The organism is uncultured Parabacteroides sp. (genome assembly GCF_902493135.1).
GTDB lineage: Bacteria > Bacteroidota > Bacteroidia > Bacteroidales > Tannerellaceae > Parabacteroides.
The window spans coordinates 1-22,539 of sequence record NZ_CABUOD010000022.1; the positions used below are offsets into that span (position 1 = coordinate 1).

Genomic DNA, 22,539 nt, shown 5'->3' on the forward strand with positions numbered 1-22,539 from the left:
CGTTCAGCATGACGGTCAGGAAACCGTCGAGCACGTCGAAGTTGGCCTTCTGGCGTAGCAGACGCTTGATGGCCCAATCAAAACGGATATACCTGTCCTGCAACTCTTTTCTTTCCATCTCTTCCATGATTTTCAGATCTGACTCTTCCTTTTTCATAGTTACTGTTTTATTAGTTGTTACTTAATCCACAAATATACATATTATATATGAATGGAAGCGAGGAATGGGAAGAATGTTTCGAATATTGACAGATGTAACAGATAAATCATCATTTACCGATTCCATTTCGCTTAAAGCAAATTTATTTCTTACTTATTGTACGGTTTCCCCAAATAGCCGTTGGTCCAAACCGAAACAACAGCGCATGAAATTTGATTTTATACCCTATAAATTTCAAATTTCATGCAAGGGTAATATTTTTTAAGAAACAAGATATTTGGCAATAGCCTGAATATTAACAAGCTATGGATATCAACCTTTTTTGGAGGGGTTCTTGTATTTTTTATCATATATAAATCCGTTTAGAATAGGTTCATTTCCTGACAGAAGTGAACCATGAATGAAGATTTACAGTTCAAGCAGCCAATAGCCGAATCACCGGTAAAGGATTTAGCCAATTAAGAAAGCTTATGGATTAATTTTGTATATTTGTTGCAACGTAAAAAACAGTATCATATGGACACAAAAGATTTATTGAACGACAGCAGTGTACATCACGGACGTAACCTCGCTCGCCTTATGAATAAAAAAGGGCTTAAAGTGGAAGACCTGGAGAAAGCACTCCAATTGTCACAAAAACAGGTAGAGGAACTGATGGAGATGAAAAAGATTGACGACGAGATGTTGGATAAACTGGCAAAGGCTTTGGATGTTTCGGTGGAAACGATCAAGAATATGAAAGAAGAGGAACCTTCTGTTTCATTCCAAAACGATACATTCAATATTGAAAATGAAAATAACACCAACAGCCCTGTATATAATAATATAGTCGGCAATCAGGAACAGACGAACAACCATAAATACGACAATGTTTCCTTCTCCCAAATCATCGACGCCTACCGGCTGATGTTAAAGCAGGAACGGGAAGAAGTCCACAGACTTCAAAAACGGATCGACGAACTGGAAAAACAAACTGGAAAACAAAAGAATCAGAAGCCGGAGAATGAATAAGAGCATCGTCCTATATTCGTTACTCGCAGGACTGCTTGCCTGCTTTTCCTGTACACATACGAAACAACAACCCGAAGAAGAAGGCGTCGACAGCGAATGGCTGGACAGCTTGCAACACGTATATCAATACGGCGTTTGCATCGACTCGTTGGACGTGACGGAATATAAGATGAGAAACGGCGATAACCCAGCCTCTATCTTTTCCGTCCTCGGTTTCTCCGCCTTGAAAGCGGACAGCATTACGAAAGCCTCCATCAATGTCCTGGACCCGACCAAACTTCGCGCGGGTATGAACTATTATACGTTTACGACCCAGGACAGTGTGGCCGATATCCGCTATATCGCCTTTGCCAAATCACTTGTCGACTATGCCGTCATCGACCTGTCAGGCGATTCGATCCTGGCATACGAATTCAACAAGCCCATTACCATCAAACGCCATTACACCGAAGGTACAATCAACTCTTCCCTTTGGAACGTGATCAAGGCAAGTGGGGCGGACCCGTTGCTGGCGATCAAGATTTCGGATGTATATGCCTGGCAGATCGACTTTTTCGACGTGAAGGAAGGGGACGCGTTCCGGGTACTGTACGACGTAGCCTATATAGACGACACGACAGCTTTGAATATCACCTCCATCGAGGGTGCCGTCTTCACACATCAGGGAAAAGATTTTACAGCCATACCGTTTACCCAGGATAGCGTTTTCGAATATTTCGACCTCGAAGGAAACAGCCTCCGGAAGGCCTTCCTGAAAGCTCCGCTGGATTTCTTCCGCATCACTTCGCGTTTCACAAACGCCCGCTTCCATCCGATCCTGAAACGCTACCGGGCACATCATGGAGTGGACTATGCGGCTCCTGTCGGGACGGAGGTCAAGAGCATCGGGGCCGGTACCGTCGTCGCCAAAGGCTATATGGGCGGCGGAGGCCATACGTTGAAAGTGAAACATAACTCCGTATATACGACTTCCTACATGCACCTGAGCAAATATGCCAAAGGCATACAAGTCGGCAGCCATGTCGGGCAGGGACAGGTAATCGGCTACGTCGGCTCGACAGGGCTTTCGACAGGACCACACCTCGATTTCCGGGTGTACAAGAACGGACAGCCGATCAACCCGCTACAGATGGAAGCACCGCCTTCGCTGCCGGTCAAACCGGAACTGCGCGACAGCTTCGCAATCGTGAAGCAGACGGTGTTGGCGGAATTGGACAGCATGAAAGTAAAAAACAATTTATAATATTGACGCTATGAAGTTTTTGGGAAATATCATCTGGCTTATCTGCGGCGGATTGGTTACCGCTGTGGAATATCTGATATCCAGCTTGCTGCTGATGATTACGATAATCGGTATCCCTTTCGGGTTGCAGACATTGAAGTTAGGAATGCTCGCCCTTTGGCCTTTCGGCAGCCGGGTGACGGACAACGGCAACTCAGGCGGTTGCCTGTGCCTGGTCATGAACGTGATCTGGATCTGCATCGGTGGCTTCTGGATCTGCCTGACGCACCTGTTTTTCGGGTTGCTGCTGTGCATCACGATTATCGGTATTCCTTTCGGCCGGCAGCATTTCAAGATGGCCGCACTGGCTCTCACGCCGTTCGGAAAGAATATTGTTTAGGAGACAGGAATCAGTCTATCACCGGATAGTCGTGTCGTGCCTCTGCGCGGGTGCAAGCGTTGAAATGCCACCATTCGTACGGGATGGAACGGAATCCGGCTTTTCGCATAATCCGTCGTAGCAGGCGGCGGTTTTCATATTCGGCACGGGTAATCCGCCCGTTCTCCAGTAATGCCTCTTCGTTATCGGTATGCGCTTCTTCCCCGAAATAATCGAAAGGAGTGCCCATAGGGAGAGGTATTCCCCTCTCGTCAAGGATCGTCAGGTCGACAGCCAGCCCGTAGTTATGCAGGCCGCCTCCGTTCGCGGGATTGCTGACGTAATTCGTCTTATCGGTTCCCCGGACAAGCGCCCACATCTGCCTCTGTACCGACATGGGACGGGCGGCGTCATAGACCACAAAACGCCATCCGGGATGTTCCTGTTTCAACAGCCGATGGGCGACAAGCAGTTTGCCGGCCGCATCGGGATGCAACCAGGCACGCGTGATCCCGGAATAAACAACTTTCCCAAGGAAATTATCCGCCGTCGCATATGCCAGTTCCACCCGCAACGTCGTATCCATAGCGGAAACATCCACCAGGCCTCGTTCCGCCATATATCCATCCAGATCCTGCCCCTGGCAGAAAACGGAGAAAAGTAAAGAGAGTATGATACAGATATATTTCATAATTTGGCAGATTTGAATCAAATTTAGGCACGGATTGCACAGATTACACGGTTTAAATATGTTTTGAAAAAACTTCGTGCCGCGTAATCCGTGTAATCCGCGCCTAAAATATAGGTTCAAATATTCTTAATTTTCAATCGATCGAAATCTGTTCCACCTCCACCGGATGGCTCAGAAAGGCGGAGGCGGCATCGGAGAATTTGGCGGCGGATTCGGTGGTCAGGAAACGGCAATCGCCTCGCTTTGTCAAACGCGCATCCATTTCGGGATGGCGGCGCAGGTAGTCGGTCAGACTTGCAGCCACATATTCCCCTTGCGAAAACAGAGTGATTCCGGCAGGCAGGAACGCTTTGATCTTTTCGATCAGCAACGGATAGTGCGTGCAACCCAAGACAAGCGTATCGATCTCCGGATCGGCAGCCAGAATATGTTCCAGATGTTTCCGGACGAAATAGTCCGCTCCCGGTGAAGCAAATTCATTATTCTCGACCAACGGGACCCACATCGGGCAGGCTTCGCCCGTTACCGTCATGTGCGGAAACATCTTCTTTATTTCCATCGAATAGGAACCGGAAGTGATGGTTCCGTTCGTCCCCAAAATACCTACATGCTTGCTCTTGCTGATCTTATCCATCAACTCCACCGTCGGACGGATTACACCCAGCACCCGGCGTTCCGGGTCCCACTGCGGCAAGTCCCGCTGCTGTATCGTACGCAATGCCTTTGCCGAAGCGGTGTTGCAAGCCAGGATCACAAGCTGGCATCCTTCATTGAAAAGCGTCTCCACAGCCTGCCTTGTAAAACGATACACAACCTCGAACGAACGCGGGCCGTATGGCGAGCGGGCGTTATCGCCCAAATAAACATAATCATACCCCGGCATCGCTTCCCTGATCTTATCAAATATGGTAAGCCCTCCGTAACCGGAGTCGAAGATGCCAATCGGGCCTGGTGCTGGTGAAAACATGGGAGAAGTTATTTATTTAGAAATTCAAATGAGATATAGACAACAAAGGATGCCCCTCTTGGAAAGGCATCCTTCGCTATTTTATGATTGCTAATTATATTAGTTAATACCTAACTTAGCTTTTACGAACTGAGTTGCGTCAACTGCAGCGTTACCCTGATAAAGAACAATCTGCGGATCCAAGATATAAACATATCCTTTTTCGTCACCGACTGCCTTGATTGCATTTTTCAGTTTGTCCTGGATCGGAGCGAACAACTCACCTTGCTTCTTCTGGAAATCCTGCTGGGAGATCTGGATGAAGTTCTGTGTACGCTGTTCCATATCCTGCAATTCCTGCATTCTTCTCATTTTGATATTTTCTGTCAATGAATCCTGCTGTGCAACAAAATCGGAATATTTCTTATTGTATTCGTCCTGCATCACCTGCATTTCGTTTTTATATTTGGCTTCCATGTCAGCCATCTGTTTCTGCATATTAGCAAATTCCGGCATAGCCTGGATCACTTCCTGCGTATTTACAATCGCAATCTTAGATTCTTGAGCAAAAACGCCCAACGGGAGCATCATCAACAAAAAAATAATCAGTTTCTTCATCTTTCTATAAAATATTACTTGTTATTAATCATATTCTTAACTTGCTTCATTAAAGCGCACAAATGTAAGCATTTATTTTGAATATCCTAACTTTATCAGGACTTCATTGCTTATATCGATCTTCGGAGAAGCAAAAATGATATTCATCGACGACGCCCGGTCCATGACCATCTGATAGCCTTTATCTTCGGATATCTCCTTCACGGCATTGTAGATCTCATCCTGTATCGGTTTCATCAGGCTCTCACGCTTCTTAAACAACTCGCCTTCAGGACCGAAATACTTACGTTTCAAATCCTGTGCTTCCTGTTCTTTCTGCACGATCGCTTCTTCGCGTTTCGACTTCATCTCGGCAGACAGGAATACAAGGTCGCTCTGGTAAGTCTTGTACATGTTCTGCGCTTCCTGCTGGATGGCATCCACTTCGTTCTGCCATTTCTTGGAGACCTGGCTCAACTGCTCATTCGTCATTTCATAAGCCGGAATATTTTTCAATATATATTCCATATCTATTAAAGCAAACTTTTGTGCGTGCCCTGCAAACGAGCAGAGGAACAACAAACAGCTTAAGGCAATAATCTTTTTCATACACATGTCATTTATAGTTTTACCTTCTGACTGCAAAGATAAGAGAATTGAAAATTGAAAGTTGAAAATTGAAAATTAATAAGATACAATTAACAATTTAACAGACTTGCCAAGCACCGCGCAAAGAGGGCCCAAACGCAAAAGAGGCAACCGGATTTGTTTCCGATTGCCTCTTTCTATCTAATTTTCAACTTTCAATTCTCAATTTTCTAAAATTCCTGTCCGATAATGAAGTGGAAGTTGCTGCCGCCTCTCTGGGAGCTTCCGTCGGGACGGTCGAAACCGTAAGCCCAGTCAATACCCATCAAACCGATCATCGGTAGGAAGATACGGACACCGACACCGGCAGAACGTTTCAACTGGAACGGGTTGAACTCTTTCAAATCTCTCCAGGCATTACCGGCTTCCACGAATACCAGACCGTAGATCGTCGAAGACGGTTCCAGCAAGAACGGATAGCGCAACTCCATCGACAGGCGGGAGTAAGCGTAACCATACGAATTGTAACCACCGTTACCGGCGATACTACCGTTTTCGTAACCTCTCAAACCGATCGTTTCGGTTGCATAGGTACTGGAGTATCCACTCATACCGTCGCCACCCATATAGAAGGTTTCGAACGGCGATTTCTTATATTTGTTGTAAGAGCCCAGGAATCCGTATTCGACACGCGACATCAACACCGGCGTGCGTTTCACCGTCAGCGGAGCCAACGGAGAGAATATCTTCGCTTTGAATTTCCATTTATGATATTCGATCATGCGGAACTTCGCTTCATCCTGGTCGCTCATATTCTTGTAGTCCTTACCGTCCCACAATGACCAGGGCGGAGTTGCGGCAACCGAGAACATGAACTGTGAACCTCTACGTGTGTACAACGGGTTGTCGATAGAGTTACGCTGCAAGTTCAATTCCAAGTTGATGTTATGACAGTTACCGTTATTCACCAAGAAGTAATCCCAATCTTTCATCATGTACAACTGGTAGTTCAGGGTCGCCATAAACTGGAAATAGTCATCCGGCCAGTTCAAACGCTTACCGTAACCGGCAGAAAGTCCGAACATCATAATCGACTTATCCGGGTCGTAAGCCAACTCATAGTTACCGTAATTGCCATAACCGTAACCGTAGCCACCATAGCCACCGTAGCCGCCATAATAAGGATAACCGCCATAACTGTAATACGGGTTATAACCATAACTGTTACTGCTCAAATAATTACTACTGATATCCGTCTGTTTGGAGAAGTAGGCGCTCACGGACAATGTATTCGGCCGTTTGCCACCAAACCACGGATCCATAAACGATATGCTGTATGCCTGATAGTAACGTCCGTTTGTCTGGCCGCTCAGCGTCAGCGTCTGTCCCTCACCCTGCGGGATAATACCTTTATAGGTACTCGGGTTCAGCAGATTCTTCATGGAGAAGTTCGTAAACTTCAAACTCAGCTTACCGATCACACCCGTTTGTCCCCAACCGGCAGAGAACTCGATCTGGTCGTTAGCCTTTGACACGAGGTTGTACTGGATATCCACCGTTCCGTTATCAGGATCGGGTAGCGGTTGCGGAACCAGGTTTTCCGGATCGAAATGCCCCATCTGCGCGATTTCACGGGTTGAACGCATCAAGTCTTCACGACTGAACAACATACCCGGCTTCGTACGGAGTTCACGGCGCACGATATCTTCATACAGGCGGTCGTTACCGTTAATGATCACCCGGTTGATAGTCGCCTGAGGACCTTCCTGAATACGGACTTCCAAAGAGATGGAGTCGTTTTCTACGTCCACTTCAACCGGATCCGCACCGAAGAAGATGTAACCGTTATTATAATACAAGTTGGAAACGGCATCATCGTCGGTCGTCAACCGTTCATTCAGTTTCTTCTGGTTGTAAACGTCGCCCGGCTTCATGCCTAAAATATACAACAGCTGTTCCGTCGGATATTTCGTATTACCGACAAAGTTGACATCCTTCAGATAATATTTGTCGCCTTCTTCCACTTTCAGGAAGATATCCACACGTTTATCGTTATAGTTCACAACACTGTCTTCCACAAGAACAGCGTCGCGATATCCCTTTTCGTTATATTTCTCGATAATGTGCTTCTTATCGTTTTCGTATTCTTCAGTCGTAAACTTCTTCGTGCTGAATGCTTCCAGGATACTGCTCTTCCAGTCGTTCTGCAAACTGAACTTTTCGTTCGTCTTCTTCATCGCCTTCTTCAACTCGCGATCGGACAACGCGCTGTTTCCTTCGAAATGGATCTTGTGGATTTTAGTCTTTTCGTTCTTGTTGATGTTGATGTCTACGATCACTTCGCCTTCATGCGCGATATCGTCCTTCTGGAGGATTTCGACATCCACATTCTTAAAGCCTTTGCCATCGAAGAACTTCTTGATCAGCGTGGTCGCACGGTCGATCAGGTTAGGAGTCACCTGGTATCCCTTGCGCAATCCCAGACGGGCTTCCAGATCCTCGCGTTCTCCCTTCTTGATGCCATGATAGTTGACTTCCGAAATACGCGGACGCTGCTTGAGTTGGATTTCCAGCCAAACCTTGTCGCCGTCTACTATTTTAGTAGCCAAAATTTTCACATCCGAGAATAGCCCATGTTTCCAGAAACGTTTCACCGCATCCGTAATGGCTCCGCCCGGCTCGGGTATCGTAATTTCGTCCCCTTTAGACAAACCGGAAAAGCCTATCAACACGAAATCATCATAACTTGTAATCCCTGTCACCCGGATACTATCAATAATATACCTTTTGGGAGGTGACGAATAGGAAATGACCGGTACTTCTCCCGGCTCTTCAACCTTGGTAGTGTCAGTTTCCTGGGCAAAAGCCCCGCAGGCAAATCCCAGAAACATGAAAAACAGCACTATTCTTTTGTACATATAACAGCTATTGTTTATAAGATTAATTGCTCACTTGTCTTACCGAAGCGCCGTTCACGCTGCTGGTAATACAATATAGCTCCATACAACTCTTCTTCTCTAAAATCCGGCCAATACACATCGGTAAAGAAAAATTCGGCATACGACAACTGCCAAAGCAGGAAGTTGCTGACGCGTTGTTCTCCTCCGGTACGGATCAACAAATCCGGATCGGGAATACCTTTGGTTGTCAGGTAATCCGAGACGACAGCCTCGGTTATATCGTTGGGGTTTATTTTCTTCTCCACAGCTTCCCCGGCCAGGCGTTTCACAGCTTCGGTTATTTCCCAACGGGCCGAATAACTCAAAGCCAATATGAGCGTGACGCCCGTATTGGCCGAAGTCTGTGCGATACAATCCTGCAAGGTGGCATGTGCATCTGCCGGCAAGCGGTCGAGATTGCCGATCGCCATCAGACGGACGTTATTTTTCATCAGGTCGGGAGTCTCGCGATGAATGGCTGCTACCAGCAAGCTCATCAGCGCCTGTACCTCAGCCTCCGGACGATTCCAGTTTTCCGTCGAAAACGTGTACATCGTCAGATATTTCAAACCCACGGTTGTAGCGGCTTCGACGACTTTACGGACAGAGACAACGCCCTCCTGATGCCCGTAGCTCCGGTCCTTTCCCTTCGCTTTGGCCCAGCGTCCGTTGCCGTCCATAATAATCGCCACATGCTGCGGCAATCGATTTTTGTCTATTTGTTCAATCAGCGACATAGTGTTTTCATCTATAACTACTGTATATTATCTATATTCTTCGCGTTGTTGCAGGTCCTGCATCGCGGGCCGAAATCCCAGGTAACCGTAAACAACAAAAAAGAATACCAATCTTTATTCTTCAAAAAACTACCTTTCATATGGTAGGGGTCATCCAGAAACGCGTTGCCGTCGTCCGTCACGTCCAAACCATCGCCAAACAGTTTGCGAAACGAGAACTCGCATCCCAGGTTGATCCTGTTCTTAACCTTGTATTTCAAACCTACACCGAGCGGAATGTTCGGACCGGCAAAAGTCTTTCCGCTACCCGGCGCCACCGTCACACCCAAACCCATAAAAATATAGGGAGTGAAACGTCTTGCGTTCGAATACGCAAATTTGTCACTGTACGGAAAGAAGTTGAACTCCATCTGTCCGCCCAGTTCGATCAGGTTCCGGCTGAAAGAACCTTGTGCATGATCCGGAAAAACATTTTCCTGTCCTTCCGTCGTGCCTGAGACCTTCCCCCACATCAGATTGGTCTTTAAAGCCCACCTGAAATTGGGATTATAGCGGAAAACAGCTCCGAACGCGGGATTCAGCCCCTTGAAAAAAGCGTTCTTGTTGACATCGCCCATATAAAAGGCTCCGCCAGCCATTCCTCCGATCTCGTATTTATATTCTTGTGCGTGAAGGCCGGTCATGCAACCGGTCAAAAGGACTAATATGAGTATGCGCTGAAAAAGAGTTGAAGTCATAATCGTTTTCTGTTATAATCTATACCTTCTTCTCTAACGCCGAATCGCCCATAAAATTATATGGTCCTCCACGAACTTTCTTCATGCTTAAAAACCCAGGCGGTTAATACGGCCGCGCCAGATTTGGTTCAATACATTCGAACTATCGGTTTCTTTTCCGCCGAAAAGATACATATAATTGTCCTTATCCACATAGATAGAAGAGAACCCTCTTGCTTTGAAATCCTGCGGCATCACGACCAGTGAATCCGACAGGCTCCAGTTTACGCCGCCGTCACGCGACAGGTAAATGGCGGAAGAAGCCTTTCCTGCTTCATTGATTCCGCTCAGCATAAACATCTTATCGTCATACTCCACTACGGCAACCCCTTCCTGTTTATCAAAAGGAGCCGCTTCGTCGTCCGTCAGTTTCGCCCAGACCTTGCCGTCTTCGGTCGACCAGGCCGTATTCGTCAGTTTATTGTCCTTATCCCGCCCTGCAACTACCAGGAGGCGGGCGCGGAACATCGAATTATAGGAAACGCTACCGAAAGCGGCCAAAGGGAAACCTTCGTTCAGAAGAGTTCCTTCGTTCCATTCCTTCGCTTCATTCATGTACCCGTAAACGAGCGTGCCGTCCTTGTCGATAACCGCGCTAAGGGCTGACGGCTGTTTGCCGGCCGCCGTAAAGTCGTCGTCCACATCGATAGCGCCTAAAAGGGCTTTTATCACCGGAGTATTTCCGACAGGCGACCAGTCCCGGCCATCGGCCGAACTATAGAGAGCGCCTTTCGTCGTAACGGCATAGAAGGCATCTTCATAAGCAGTAATCTGCGACAAACGGATTTCTCCGGCAGGAAGCCCCGAAACAGCCAGCTTCGTCCAGTTCTTGCCGTCCGTAACAGCCGAGCGGTACAGCTGGTAGCCTTCGCTTGCGTTTACAGGCTGCGTAAACATATAATAAGACTCGTCGCTTCCCTCACCGAAAACAACAACTTTCTCTTCCTTGACAGCACCGTCCGTAATGCCTTCTTTGTAAATGCCCCAAACCATCGAGTCGGGAACTACCTGGTGGATATTGACTTGTGCGAGATAGGCCTTTGTGGTTTCGCCATCCCACAAGGTATTCACGAACTTCACCGGCTTGGAGAAGTCCAACGAGTCTTCCAGATTCCAGTAAATCGTATCGCCGACCGCTTCCTGCATGACCTGGCAGGTATATACAGTCGAAGCCAGCTTGACCGTGCAAATCACTTTTTCATCCAGCTTCGTCCCATAAGGCATGGAATCTATATTGAAGATATGTCCGGTTACCTGGTCGATCGTAAAAACGACATTCGCCAGCTCCGGAATGGAATCATTCGACAAAGAAAAAGATAGAATCTGACAATCTCTACTCAGCTCATATTCCGTCTCATCCGAACCCAGGCAAGACGACAATAACAGAGCACAACATCCGGCTATAAACAGTACTATTCTATTTTTCATCAAAAAATAAGTTTGTTGCATATAAAGGCACAAAAGTAGAAACATTTTTTGCTTTATGCCTCATATAGGAGAATATTTATAATATTTTAGTGTCGTTACGAATTATAAAGTTCATTTTAAACCTTCCGTTTCCAGGTTTCCAGAAGATGCCCATGCCTCTGCTCCGTAGCGGTCAACACGCCGGAAACAGCAGGCGCTTTCACCCCCGCGCCCAGAACAGCCGGAGCCGTTTCGACCCAAGCCTCGTCCCACAAGCCGGCATCAAGGAAACTTGCCAGCAACCCCGCGCCTCCTTCGACCATCAACGAATTCAGATTCTGCCCATATAAGTATTGCAGGACTTGCGGCAAGACCTCCTGCCCGAAATCGATCCGCACGTACTCGACATTCGGCCGGCTTCCGGCTTCGACGGCTGTGAATACGAGCGTGCGCACCGCACCGTCCAGCAGATGCGAACCGGCCGGCAACTTCAACGTCCGGTCGAGCACCACCCGGACCGGAGACCGGCCGACCCAATGCCGCACGGTCAGCGACGGATTGTCCAACAACGCCGTACGCGTCCCGACCATAATGGCCGCCACTTCGGAACGGAGCCGGTGCACCCTTCGGAGCGTCTCGGCCGAAGACAGAAGCACCGGGTGTTCGGAAGCATCCTTACGCCGGACATCCATAAAGCCATCTGCGCTCTGCGCCCATTTCAGGTAGACATAAGGACGTTTCCGTATCTGGAAAGTCATAAATGCAGGATTCAAGGCACGAGCCTCATCTTCCAGCACTCCCGTCACGACTTCGACCCCCGCCTCGCGCAGCATGCGCACTCCCCGCCCCGACACTTCCGGGAACGGGTCCAACGTGCCGACCACGACACGCGGAATGCCTTTCCTTATAATCAACTCCGCACAAGGAGGCGTCTTTCCGTAATGGGAACAAGGTTCGAGGCTCACATAGAGAGTGGAATCCCGCAAAAGCGCTTCATCCCGGACGGAAGCCACCGCATTCACTTCGGCATGCGCTTCGCCGCACTTGCGATGAAACCCTTCACCTATGATCTTCCCTTTACGCACAATCACCGCACCGACCATCGGGTTCGGAGCCGTATTGCCCTCTCCTCCCCGCGCAAGTTCGATGCAGCGGGCCATATATTTCTCTTCGACAACCATCATTGCAAATTTATTCGCGACTAAGGTACGGAGAAATCGGCTATATTTCCGCTTCGACCTATCATATTTTCAAAAACCCGCCTTATATAAGCGGAGAATTCCGTACTTTTGCAGAAAAATATATTCGCATGACTGAAACCATCGCATACATCAAGGAATCATTGAGGAATCTATATCCGTCTTCCGAGGTCAGCAGCCTGGTCCGTTTAATCATGGAGCGGGTCTGCAATATTCAGCCGCATCATTTTTTATTTTGTAAAGACAAAGAATTGTCCGAAAACGAAAAGAACCGGATTCATGAAATAGTCGAACGCCTGAAACAGATGGAGCCCATCCAATATATATTAGGTACGGCCGATTTCTACAGCCTCCAGTTCGAAGTGGACCCGTCCGTCCTGATACCGCGCCCGGAAACCGAAGAACTGGTCGAACAGGTCATCATCGACAACGCCGATAAAAGGATCAAGATATTGGATATCGGGACCGGCAGCGGTTGCATTGCCGTCACGCTCCGGAAACATCTGAAGAAGGCAAGCGTGATCGCTACCGACATTTCAAGGGAAGCCTTGAGAACAGCCCGCAGGAATGCCAAACGCAACAATGCGACGGTCACTTTCATCCATACAGATATCCTGGACCCGGACAAAGCGGAAATGGACATTCCGTTCATCCTGGACGTCATCGTCAGCAACCCGCCCTATATCAAGGAGGAAGAAAAGAAAGACATGGAGAGAAACGTGCTGGACTACGAACCTCACCTGGCTCTTTTCGTCCCGGACAACGACCCGTTGCTCTATTATTGGCATATTGCCCATTTCGGAAGGAAAAAGCTGAGAAGAAACGGTCGTCTCTACTTCGAAATCAATGCGGCATGCGGCGAGATGGTTGTCGAGATGCTGGAAGAAGAAGGCTATAAGAATATCGAATTGATCCAGGACCTGTCGGGCAGGGACCGGATCGTAAAAGCACGCAAATGAAACAAATCAGCGAATCTGAAATGCTCCACCAGGCAGCCGCCTACTGCTCTGCCAGCGAACGTTGCATCCAGGATGTGGAAAAGAAAATCAAGGTAGCGGGACTGACCGGGGAAGAAAGTGACCGGATCATCGCGCGTCTGCTGAAAGAACGTTTCATCGATGAAAGCCGCTTCGCCCGCTACTTCGTAAACGACAAACTGCGCTTCAACAAATGGGGACGTGTCAAGATCAACTACGAGATGCAGCGGAAGGGAATCCCGTCCGATGTCCGTGCGGAAGCATTGGCGGCTATCGACGAACAGGAATATCAGTCCATCCTCCTTTCCCTTCTGAAAAGCAAAAAGAAATCTACCCGCGGCAAGGACAACCGGGACGTTTACATAAAGCTACTTCGTTTTGCCGCCGGACGCGGCTTCGAAAGCAGGGATGCCGGCCGTTGCCTGAAACAACTGTTCAACGGGAATGACTACGAGGATGATTTTGAATGACCTCCTGAACCTATTCTATTCCCGCCTCTGCCTGCTCTGCCAGACACCATTGGTGAAAGGGGAAGAACACATTTGCCTGCATTGTTCGAATCATTTGCCCTACACGCATTTTACGGATATGGAGACCAATCCGGTCTGCCGGCTTTTCGAAGGAAAAGTATCTTTCGTTGCCGCCACCGCTTTGCTCCATTTCACGAAAGGGGGAAGCGGGCAAAAACTGATCCATTCCTTAAAATATCATGGAAACAAAAAGCTCGGATACGAACTGGGGCGCATGGCGGCCACCGCCTATCGGGAGACAGGGTTGTTCGACACCGTCGATCTCCTCCTGCCGGTCCCGCTTCATCCAAAGAGAATGAGACAACGGGGCTATAACCAATCGGAATGGATCGCACGCGGCATTCAATCCGTCATCGGAATACCGGTCGACACGTCGTCTTTATCCCGTATCAAAAAGACGGAAAGCCAAACCCGCAAGCAGATATTCGAACGGTCGGAAAACGTAGAGGACATCTTTCGCCTAAGCAATGCCGATGCTTTGAAAAACAAACACGTTCTACTGTTGGACGATGTCATTACGACCGGTTCCACCATAAGTGCCTGCGCAAAGGCTATGAAAGCCATATCCGGCATCCGGATCAGTATTTTGGGCATAGCCGTGGCATAAGCCGGCACAAACTCACCCTAAACCTGTTATACAATATGTATGGCTTATTTTTTTGAAGAACTACAAGGTTATCTCATTCCCTTTGTCTACCTTTGCCAACTGATATAAACATATTTATTAGGTTGTATGAAAACACTGGAAAGATTAGTAGCAGAGAGATTATTAAAGATTAAGGCGGTCAAATTGCAGCCGGCCAATCCTTTCACATGGGCATCCGGTTGGAAATCACCAATCTACAACGACAACAGAAAGACACTTTCCTATCCGGAAATCAGAAGTTTCATTAAGTTGGAACTGGCTCGCACAATCAGCGAAAAGTACGAAAATGCCGATGCTATCGCCGGTGTTGCAACCGGAGCAATCGCCCAGGGTGCATTAGTTGCCGACCTGCTGGGTCTGCCGTTCGTGTACATCCGTTCAACTCCTAAAGATCATGGATTGGAAAACCTGATCGAAGGCGAACTGAAGCCGGGTTCGAAAGTCGTGATCGTAGAAGACCTGGTTTCTACTGGTGGCAGCAGCTTGAAGGCCGTACAGGCTGTCCGCAATTTCGGTTGCGACGTTGCCGGCATGGTTGCCATCTTCACATACGGTTTCCCTGTTGCAGTAGAGGCTTTCAAAGAAGCAAAAGTAACGTTGACGACCCTGAGTAACTACGATGCAGTCCTGGAAGAAGCATTGCGCACAGATTACATTGACGAATCCGAAATCGCAGTCCTTCAGGAATGGCGCAAAGATCCGGCAAACTGGAATCCCGAAGCAAAGTAAGTGGAAATGACTGAATTTGTTAGTGAAGTGAAAACGATCCCCTTTAACGAGGATCGTATTTTTAATATGCTGTCCGACCTCTCCAACCTGGAAAAGGTGCAGGACCGCATACCGGAGGATAAGATTAAAGATTTCGAGTTCGACAAAGACTCTTGCAGTTTTTCCGTCGCACCGGTAGGCAAGATAACCTTCCAGATCGTGGAACGTGAACCGAACAAGACAATCAAATTCACGACTACGAACTCTCCTGTCCCCCTGTTCCTCTGGATCCAGTTGAAACAGGTAGAAGAGAACGACACACGGATGAAAATAACCGTCCGCGCCGAACTGAATCCGTTTATCAAACCAATGGTATCAAAACCGTTGCAGGATGCGATCGATAAGATATCGACCATACTGGCATCCCTGCCTTATTAATTGTATTTTTGATGGCTCAGAAACTTTGGGAAAAGAATGTTCAGGTAGACCAGGAAGTGGATACCTTTACGGTAGGCAAAGACCGGGAGATGGATCTCTATCTCGCCAAGTACGACGTGCTCGGCTCGATGGCTCATATCACCATGCTGGAAAGCATCGGGTTGCTTACCAAAGAGGAACTGACGGTCCTGCTTGCCGAACTGAAAAACATCTATGCCGTTGCCGACAGCGGCCGGTTTGTAATTGAAGAGGGCGTGGAAGACGTCCACTCACAGGTAGAATTGATGCTGACACGCCGCTTGGGCGATACGGGTAAAAAGATACACAGCGGCCGTTCACGCAACGACCAGGTGTTACTGGACCTGAAACTGTTCACCCGCGCACAGATCCAGGAAATCGTAGAACTGGTATCCGGCCTGTTCGAGGTGCTGATCTCGCAGAGCAACCGGTATAAGGACGTGCTGCTTCCCGGATATACGCATTTGCAGATTGCCATGCCGTCGTCGTTCGGACTTTGGTTCGGCGCCTATGCCGAAAGCCTGGCCGACGATTTGCAGATGATGCAGGCGGCCTATAAGGTTTGCAACCGCAACCCGTTAGGCTCTGCTGCCGGATACGGATCTTCATTTCCCCTCCGACGCCAGATGACAACAGACCTGCTTGGCTTCGACTCGCTCGATTATAATGTCGTTTACGCCCAGATGGGACGCGGCAAGATGGAACGTACCGTGGCTTTCGCCATGGCTGGAGTCGCTGCCACACTTTCCAAACTGGCATTCGACGCTTGCATGTTCAACAGCCAGAACTTCGGTTTTATCAAATTGCCGGATCAGTTCACGACAGGTTCCAGCATCATGCCGCATAAAAAGAATCCGGACGTATTCGAACTGACACGGGCCAAATGCAACAAACTCCAAGGATTGCCCCAGCAGATTACGCTGATCAGCAACAACCTTCCGTCAGGTTATTTCCGCGACTTGCAGATCATAAAGGAGGTATTCCTCCCCTCTTTCGACGAGTTGAAGGATTGCCTCCGCATGGTTACGCACATGATGCGGGAAGTGAAAGTGAACGAGCATATCTTAGACGATGACAAATATGCGCTCCTCTTCAGTGTGGAAGAAGTAAACCGCCTCGTTCTGGAAGGCGTGCCTTTCCGTGACGCTTACAAGCAGGTCGGATTGAACATCGAAGCGGGGAAATTCGTGCCTGTCAAGGAAGTCCACCATACACACGAAGGAAGTATCGGTAATTTATGCAATGACCGGATTTCCGCCCTGATGCAAAATATTGTGGACGGTTTCGCGTTTAATAGAATAAACGAGGCTGAACAACAGCTCTTATCTTAATAAACGATGAAACGATTTTTATTTTGCTTGTTTATATTATGTATATTTTCATGCTCTAAAGTGGCAGAAACTACTATACCTAATTATCCCGTTTATCTTGAATTGGATTTGACATTTGAGGATCGTGCATTAAAAGCTGTACAAGCCTATAAAATTTATACACGATCGAATATCGGTCCACTTGAAACTGCAGGATTTGGTGGAGTTTTGGTTTATCACGGTTTTAGCAATAATGGAGGAACTGGAGAAACCTACTATGCATTTGATGCAGCATGTCCTTTTGAAGCTCAAGCAAATGTAAAGGTTGAAGTGGATGAAAACGCTATTTATGCTATCTGCCCTAAATGTGGCAGTAAATTCGAAATTTTAAATGGTATTGGAAATCCTGTTGAAGGGCCCAGTAAAAGTTATTTACGACAATACTCTGTTTCCCAAGCAAACAATAAACTTTATGTAAGAAACTATTAATTTTTCGTCCAAAATATTTGCAGAAACAAAAATTTAATCTACCTTTGCACTCGCAAACGAAAACATTGCAATAACGCGGAAGTAGCTCAGTTGGTAGAGCATAACCTTGCCAAGGTTAGGGTCGCGGGTTCGAGTCCCGTCTTCCGCTCAACTCTTAGAGAAGAGGTGGATGCTCGAATGGTGGAATCGGTAGACACGAAGGACTTAAAATCCTTTGGCCATTGCGGCTGTGCGGGTTCAAGTCCCGCTTCGAGTACGATCTAATTTAATTGCGGAAGTAGCTCAGTTGGTAGAGCATAACCTTGCCAAGGTTAGGGTCGCGGGTTCGAGTCCCGTCTTCCGCTCGCTTCCAAAAGGCCTCGTTATTCTTAGGAATAGCGGGGCTTTTTATTTTTTAGCCTTTGGCATGTATGAATGCATATCTTTGTATCACCATGCATAGGCATCCATTTCCAAACGGATGCCCATCGATATAAAAACGGATGCCCATCGATGTAAAAACGGATGCCCATCCAACCTCAAACAGACGCCCGAACCATATAAATCTACCCGCCCCCTACCCGGAAAAATACAAAAGTCTGCCAAGTTTGCCAAATCTACTCCCCCTATTATAAATGCCGGCATTTCGATAAAAACAGGAGTAAAAGATTATGCATCAATAAATTAACACATTTCATGGATCATGAATGCAATTGAATCATGCCCCTTACACGGACAGAATTTTACTTCACCCCATACAGAACCGGGAGGGAACTACATTGAATAATAGTAGAACCCCGCCCCTACAAGAGGGTGTGTCAAAAAGAAAATCCTGCTTACAATAGACACAATTCAGGCACGGATTACGCGGATTACACGGAAAGATAATAAATTTATCCGTGTAAATCCGTGAAATCCGTGCCTTAAAGATCGTGATAAAGGAGTTTTGACACACCGCCTTCCCGATTGAAAGGCAAAGGGAATTTTTGTCCGTGTATTTCACTCCATGGCATCGGGAAATTGAATAAAAAGAGGAGCAAAAAGCTTATAGAACGCTAATTATAAATACATTACAACAGATACGATCAAAATATGCATTTATAAAAGTGCCCTTGGCAAATTGGGCAGATTTGGCAGATTTCGACTTTGGTTATCCACAAAAACAAATAGGTTATCACAAATGAGGACCGTATCAATGTCCGTTCGTGTCACACCCGGCTTTTGATACGATCCTCATTTCTCAGGTTATTATCCTCTATACTTTTCTATCGACAAGCCCCGACTTATCCCCAAAAGCCTCATCCATCGCAGCGGCCGCCTTACGGCCGTCACCCATTGCCAGGATTACGGTTGCGCCGCCACGGACGATATCGCCACCGGCATATACATCAGGCAAGGCGGAGCGCATGTTTTCTTCATTCACCACGATCGTTCCCTTCTTGCTTACTTCCAATCCCTGGAAAGCACGCGGGATAAGCGGATTGGGAGAAACGCCGACGCTGACGATCACTTCGTCCACATCGATCGTTTCGATGGCTCCTTCGACAGGTACAGGACGACGACGACCGGAAGCATCCGGTTCGCCCAGCTCCATCTTCTGCAAGCGCATCTGCTTGACACGCCCCCGTTCGTCACCAAGATATTCGACCGGATTATGCAACGTCATAAACTCCACGCCTTCCTCTTTGGCATGTTTCACTTCCTCCAGGCGGGCAGGCATCTCTTCTTCGCTGCGGCGGTAGACGATCATGGCACGTTCGGCCCCCAAACGGCGTGCCGTACGGACCGAGTCCATCGCCGTATTGCCACCACCGATGACAGCCACCTTCTTACCCTGCAAGACAGGCGTATCGCTCTCCGGATTGGCTGCATCCATCAGGTTGACACGTGTCAGGTATTCGTTGGACGACATCACCCCGATCAGGTTCTCGCCCGGAATATTCATAAAGTTAGGAAGCCCGGCGCCACTGGCGGCAAAGATTCCTTTGAAACCATCGGCATGCAGGTCTTCATAGCTGATCGTCTTACCGACAATACAGTTTGTCATGAACTTCACCCCCATCTTGCGGAGGCCTTCTATTTCGACATCCACGATCTTATTCGGCAGACGGAATTCGGGAATACCGTATTTCAATACGCCTCCGATCTCGTGCAAGGCTTCAAACACCGTCACGTCATAGCCACGCTTTGCCATATCGCCGGCAAAAGAGAGGCCGGCGGGACCGGAACCGACAACGGCAATCTTAATGCCGTTCTTCTCCGCCACTTCCGGAACGGAAATGTTTCCGCTTTCCCGTTCGTAATCGGCGGCAAAACGCTCCAGGTAACCGATTGCGACAGCCGGTTTCCCCATCTTCAGATGAATGCACTTGCTCTCGCACTGTTTTTCCTGCGGACATACACGGCCGCAGACAGCCGGCAACGCGCTTGTTTCCTTCAGCACTTTGGCCGCTTCCAGGAACTCGCCCCGCTCGATGTTCTTCACAAAAGTCGGGATATTGATACTCACCGGGCATCCTTGCATACAGGTCGGATTCGGACAGTCCAGACAACGCCGGGCTTCCTGCATGGCCTGTTCTTTCGTCAATCCGAGGTTCACCTCTTCGAGGCGGGTATGGCTGCGGTATTCCGCATCCAGTTCATTCATCTCCACACGGGGAATATCCGTGCGTTCCTTATTCTTTTTGCTTTTACGCAGTGCTTCTCTCCACGGTTCGGCACGACGGGCGGCGATCAGTTCTTCTGTTGTCATTTGTTTACTGTGGTTTCGTTATTTCTTTTCAATATCTTTATAAGCACCGAGGCGCATCAACATCTCATCGAAGTCTACCTGGTGAGCGTCGAACTCCGGTCCGTCCACACAGACGAACTTCGTCTTCCCTCCGACCGTGATACGGCAAGCGCCGCACATTCCGGTCCCGTCCACCATGATCGTGTTCAGGGAGGCGACGGTCGGGATCTCGTACTTCTTCGTCAGGGCAGAGACGAATTTCATCATGACGGCCGGGCCGATCGTGACGCACAGATCCACCTTTTCGCGGTTGATCACACTTTCCACGCCATTCGTCACCAAACCTTTCGTACCGTAAGAACCGTCGTCTGTCATCACGATCACCTCATCGGAGTTGGCACGCATCTGTTCTTCCAGGATCACCAGGTCCTTTGTACGGGCGGCCAGCACTACGATCACACGGTTGCCCGCCTTATGGAAAGCCTCCACGATCGGCAATAAAGGAGCCACCCCGACACCGCCGCCGGCACACACGACCGTACCGACTTTCTCGATATGGGTGGCTTGCCCCAGCGGGCCGACGAGATCGGTAATATAATCGCCGACATTCAGTTCGCATATCTTCTTCGACGAACCGCCTACAGCCTGGATCACGAGTGTGATGGTTCCTTTCGTGGTATCAGCTCCGGCAATGGTCAGGGGAATACGTTCGCCCTTCTCACCCACCTTCACGATAACAAAGTGGCCTGCCTTACGGGAGCGGGCAATCAAAGGTGCTTCCACTTCCAGTTTCACTACGTTGGCAGAGAAATGTTCTTTACTTACAATTTTATTCATTATAATCGCTACTATTGATAGTTAGTCTTGTTGATTTGGTTGCAAAAATACATCAAAAAACTGGATAGCACAGTATTTTGCCAAACAAAAAGGAGTTATTCGAACAAACCTTCGTCGCGAACCAACATCAAAATAGCCGAATGAGGGACAATCAGGAACTTCTCTTCATTAAAATTGATCTCGTAGGCCGCATTCTGCAGAAAGACAGCCAGATCTCCCTCATGCGCCTGCAAAGGAAGATAATGCACCTCGCCCTCTTTCTTCTTTTCCCATACTTCATGTTCCTCACTCTGGGAAGGAAGTGGGAAACCGGGACCGACCTTGATGATATAGCCGCTCTGAATCTTCTCCTGCTGGACGGTAGGCGGCAGGTACAATCCGGATTTTGTCTGGCTCTGCGGGTTCTTCGGCTTGATAAGCACCTTGTCACCCACCATCAGGAACTTATCTATGTCTTTCTGATCTATTGCTAATTGCATGACTTTTATGTTTATGATAATTTAGAGAACAAAGATATAAAATACGTTGCATAAAAAAAGCTGCTTCCCTTTCCGAAAGCAGCTTTTCCTGAACAAAAGAATCTACACCTCAGATGGCGCGTCCCTTAAACACATTGGACTGATCCGAAGGATACAGGTAACCGGTAAACGAAATACGGTTGCTGTTGAAGTTCGGACTCACAGTTGCCGTACATTTGTTCGTGCCTTTCACCATACGGATCGTCACATTGGCGGAGACTGCGACACCTTGTACCATCATACTGAATGTAACATTTCCTTTTTTGTCTGTTTTCATCTCTATATTCGAAGCACTTCCGTCGACCGTGATACCTCCGATCCCGTTCGGGCCGGCAGCGGCAGTATTGAAAGCCAACTGGATAGTCGCCCGGTCGCCTTTCATGGAGACGAAGTTCGTGCTCGGCGTCACATAGACGAACCGCCCACGCTTAAACTCGACACGTTCGGCTTCCAACACGAAATCTTTCTCTTTCAGTGCTTGTATGCCTTGTTCGAACAAGGCCATCTGTTCGGCTGCCTCGGCAGCTTTCTTGGCTTCTTTTTCTGCTTTCTTTGCGGCCTTCTCGGCAGCTTTATCCTGCTGGGCCATCATTGTCCCTGCACCAAAAAGCAGGACAGCCAGTACTAATAATACTCTTTTCATACTTCTCATTCTTTTAGTTGAAACCTAATCAATCTACTTTCATATAGTAGACAAACAAGATAG

At 48.1% G+C, this 22,539-nt stretch carries 23 protein-coding genes and 3 tRNA genes; 13 read left to right on the forward strand and 13 right to left on the reverse strand.

All coding sequences use genetic code 11. The features are described from left to right. The first annotated feature begins 676 nt into the window (after positions 1-676). Genes RDN79_RS11210 through RDN79_RS11220 form a run of 3 tightly spaced genes read left to right on the forward strand, consistent with a single transcriptional unit; the run spans position 677 to position 2,793 of the window. Positions 677-1,171 (forward strand): helix-turn-helix transcriptional regulator, encoded by a 495-nt coding sequence (locus tag RDN79_RS11210; protein WP_298551896.1) that lies wholly within the window; start codon positions 677-679, stop codon positions 1,169-1,171. Beyond that, complete coding sequence (locus RDN79_RS11215) at positions 1,164-2,414, forward strand: M23 family metallopeptidase (protein WP_298551898.1); 1,251 nt, start codon at positions 1,164-1,166, stop codon at positions 2,412-2,414. Before RDN79_RS11210 ends, RDN79_RS11215 begins: the two co-directional genes overlap by 8 nt. A gap of 10 nt (positions 2,415-2,424) precedes the next feature. Beyond that, positions 2,425-2,793 (forward strand): YccF domain-containing protein, encoded by a 369-nt coding sequence (locus RDN79_RS11220; protein ID WP_298551900.1) that lies wholly within the window; start codon positions 2,425-2,427, stop codon positions 2,791-2,793. Between the two features lie 10 nt (positions 2,794-2,803). Here RDN79_RS11220 and RDN79_RS11225 read toward each other — a convergent pair whose 3' ends face one another. The 9 genes from RDN79_RS11225 to ribD form a co-directional block, all read right to left on the reverse strand. Next, entirely contained in the window at positions 2,804-3,463 is a 660-nt protein-coding gene (locus RDN79_RS11225) for a M15 family metallopeptidase (RefSeq protein ID WP_298551902.1), read from the reverse strand. Between the two features lie 133 nt (positions 3,464-3,596). Then, on the reverse strand, positions 3,597-4,430 hold the full coding sequence (murI, locus tag RDN79_RS11230; RefSeq protein ID WP_298551905.1) for a glutamate racemase: 834 nt from the start codon (positions 4,428-4,430) through the stop codon (positions 3,597-3,599). A 99-nt stretch (positions 4,431-4,529) separates the two neighbouring features. Continuing rightward, a complete protein-coding gene (locus RDN79_RS11235) occupies positions 4,530-5,027 on the reverse strand; it encodes an OmpH family outer membrane protein (protein WP_298551907.1) in 498 nt (165 codons plus the stop codon). Positions 5,028-5,099: 72 nt separating this feature from the next. Beyond that, positions 5,100-5,615 carry an OmpH family outer membrane protein gene (locus RDN79_RS11240; protein WP_005637338.1) on the reverse strand — a complete coding sequence of 172 codons (516 nt, stop codon included), beginning with the start codon at positions 5,613-5,615 and terminating at the stop codon, positions 5,100-5,102. Positions 5,616-5,824: 209 nt separating this feature from the next. Then, positions 5,825-8,512: an outer membrane protein assembly factor gene (locus tag RDN79_RS11245; protein WP_298551911.1), complete on the reverse strand. Its 2,688-nt coding sequence runs from the start codon at positions 8,510-8,512 to the stop codon at positions 5,825-5,827. Between the two features lie 14 nt (positions 8,513-8,526). Next, on the reverse strand, positions 8,527-9,270 hold the full coding sequence (locus RDN79_RS11250) for an isoprenyl transferase (protein ID WP_298551915.1): 744 nt from the start codon (positions 9,268-9,270) through the stop codon (positions 8,527-8,529). A gap of 17 nt (positions 9,271-9,287) precedes the next feature. Continuing rightward, positions 9,288-10,007 (reverse strand): DUF6089 family protein, encoded by a 720-nt coding sequence (locus tag RDN79_RS11255; RefSeq protein WP_298551916.1) that lies wholly within the window; start codon positions 10,005-10,007, stop codon positions 9,288-9,290. 87 nt (positions 10,008-10,094) lie between these two features. Continuing rightward, positions 10,095-11,474 carry a DUF6242 domain-containing protein gene (locus tag RDN79_RS11260; RefSeq protein ID WP_298551917.1) on the reverse strand — a complete coding sequence of 460 codons (1,380 nt, stop codon included), beginning with the start codon at positions 11,472-11,474 and terminating at the stop codon, positions 10,095-10,097. Between the two features lie 116 nt (positions 11,475-11,590). Next, entirely contained in the window at positions 11,591-12,637 is a 1,047-nt protein-coding gene (gene ribD / locus RDN79_RS11265; protein ID WP_298551918.1) for a bifunctional diaminohydroxyphosphoribosylaminopyrimidine deaminase/5-amino-6-(5-phosphoribosylamino)uracil reductase RibD, read from the reverse strand. Positions 12,638-12,762: 125 nt separating this feature from the next. Here ribD and prmC point away from each other — a divergent pair, with 125 nt between their 5' ends. The 10 genes from prmC to RDN79_RS11315 all read left to right on the forward strand — a co-directional run bounded on the left by prmC (position 12,763) and on the right by RDN79_RS11315 (position 18,112). Next, the gene (gene prmC, locus RDN79_RS11270) at positions 12,763-13,611 is read left to right on the forward strand and encodes a peptide chain release factor N(5)-glutamine methyltransferase (protein WP_298551920.1); all 849 of its coding nucleotides are present in this window, start codon (positions 12,763-12,765) and stop codon (positions 13,609-13,611) included. Then, positions 13,608-14,099 carry a regulatory protein RecX gene (locus tag RDN79_RS11275; protein WP_298551921.1) on the forward strand — a complete coding sequence of 164 codons (492 nt, stop codon included), beginning with the start codon at positions 13,608-13,610 and terminating at the stop codon, positions 14,097-14,099. Before prmC ends, RDN79_RS11275 begins: the two co-directional genes overlap by 4 nt. Beyond that, complete coding sequence (locus RDN79_RS11280; protein ID WP_298551922.1) at positions 14,074-14,766, forward strand: ComF family protein; 693 nt, start codon at positions 14,074-14,076, stop codon at positions 14,764-14,766. Before RDN79_RS11275 ends, RDN79_RS11280 begins: the two co-directional genes overlap by 26 nt. Positions 14,767-14,892: 126 nt before the next feature. Further along, the gene (gene pyrE, locus RDN79_RS11285; RefSeq protein WP_008152633.1) at positions 14,893-15,534 is read left to right on the forward strand and encodes an orotate phosphoribosyltransferase; all 642 of its coding nucleotides are present in this window, start codon (positions 14,893-14,895) and stop codon (positions 15,532-15,534) included. A gap of 6 nt (positions 15,535-15,540) precedes the next feature. Further along, entirely contained in the window at positions 15,541-15,951 is a 411-nt protein-coding gene (locus RDN79_RS11290; RefSeq protein ID WP_298551923.1) for an SRPBCC family protein, read from the forward strand. 11 nt (positions 15,952-15,962) lie between these two features. Next, on the forward strand, positions 15,963-17,300 hold the full coding sequence (argH, locus tag RDN79_RS11295; RefSeq protein ID WP_298551924.1) for an argininosuccinate lyase: 1,338 nt from the start codon (positions 15,963-15,965) through the stop codon (positions 17,298-17,300). Between the two features lie 6 nt (positions 17,301-17,306). Next, positions 17,307-17,768, forward strand: a complete 462-nt coding sequence (locus tag RDN79_RS11300) for a (2Fe-2S)-binding protein (RefSeq protein ID WP_298551925.1) — start codon at positions 17,307-17,309, stop codon at positions 17,766-17,768. 75 nt (positions 17,769-17,843) lie between these two features. Beyond that, positions 17,844-17,916 (forward strand) — tRNA-Gly (locus RDN79_RS11305). A 23-nt stretch (positions 17,917-17,939) separates the two neighbouring features. Then, positions 17,940-18,024 (forward strand) — tRNA-Leu (locus RDN79_RS11310). A gap of 15 nt (positions 18,025-18,039) precedes the next feature. Beyond that, a tRNA-Gly gene (locus RDN79_RS11315) sits at positions 18,040-18,112 on the forward strand. A gap of 890 nt (positions 18,113-19,002) precedes the next feature. Here RDN79_RS11315 and gltA read toward each other — a convergent pair. From gltA to RDN79_RS11335, 4 genes are all read right to left on the reverse strand, one after another. Next, positions 19,003-20,499: an NADPH-dependent glutamate synthase gene (gene gltA / locus RDN79_RS11320; RefSeq protein ID WP_298549272.1), complete on the reverse strand. Its 1,497-nt coding sequence runs from the start codon at positions 20,497-20,499 to the stop codon at positions 19,003-19,005. An 18-nt stretch (positions 20,500-20,517) separates the two neighbouring features. After that, positions 20,518-21,315 (reverse strand): sulfide/dihydroorotate dehydrogenase-like FAD/NAD-binding protein, encoded by a 798-nt coding sequence (locus RDN79_RS11325; protein ID WP_298549270.1) that lies wholly within the window; start codon positions 21,313-21,315, stop codon positions 20,518-20,520. A gap of 95 nt (positions 21,316-21,410) precedes the next feature. Continuing rightward, positions 21,411-21,794 (reverse strand): co-chaperone GroES family protein, encoded by a 384-nt coding sequence (locus tag RDN79_RS11330; RefSeq protein ID WP_005637370.1) that lies wholly within the window; start codon positions 21,792-21,794, stop codon positions 21,411-21,413. A 109-nt stretch (positions 21,795-21,903) separates the two neighbouring features. Continuing rightward, complete coding sequence (locus RDN79_RS11335; RefSeq protein WP_298549266.1) at positions 21,904-22,476, reverse strand: DUF4251 domain-containing protein; 573 nt, start codon at positions 22,474-22,476, stop codon at positions 21,904-21,906. Positions 22,477-22,539: the final 63 nt, after the last annotated feature.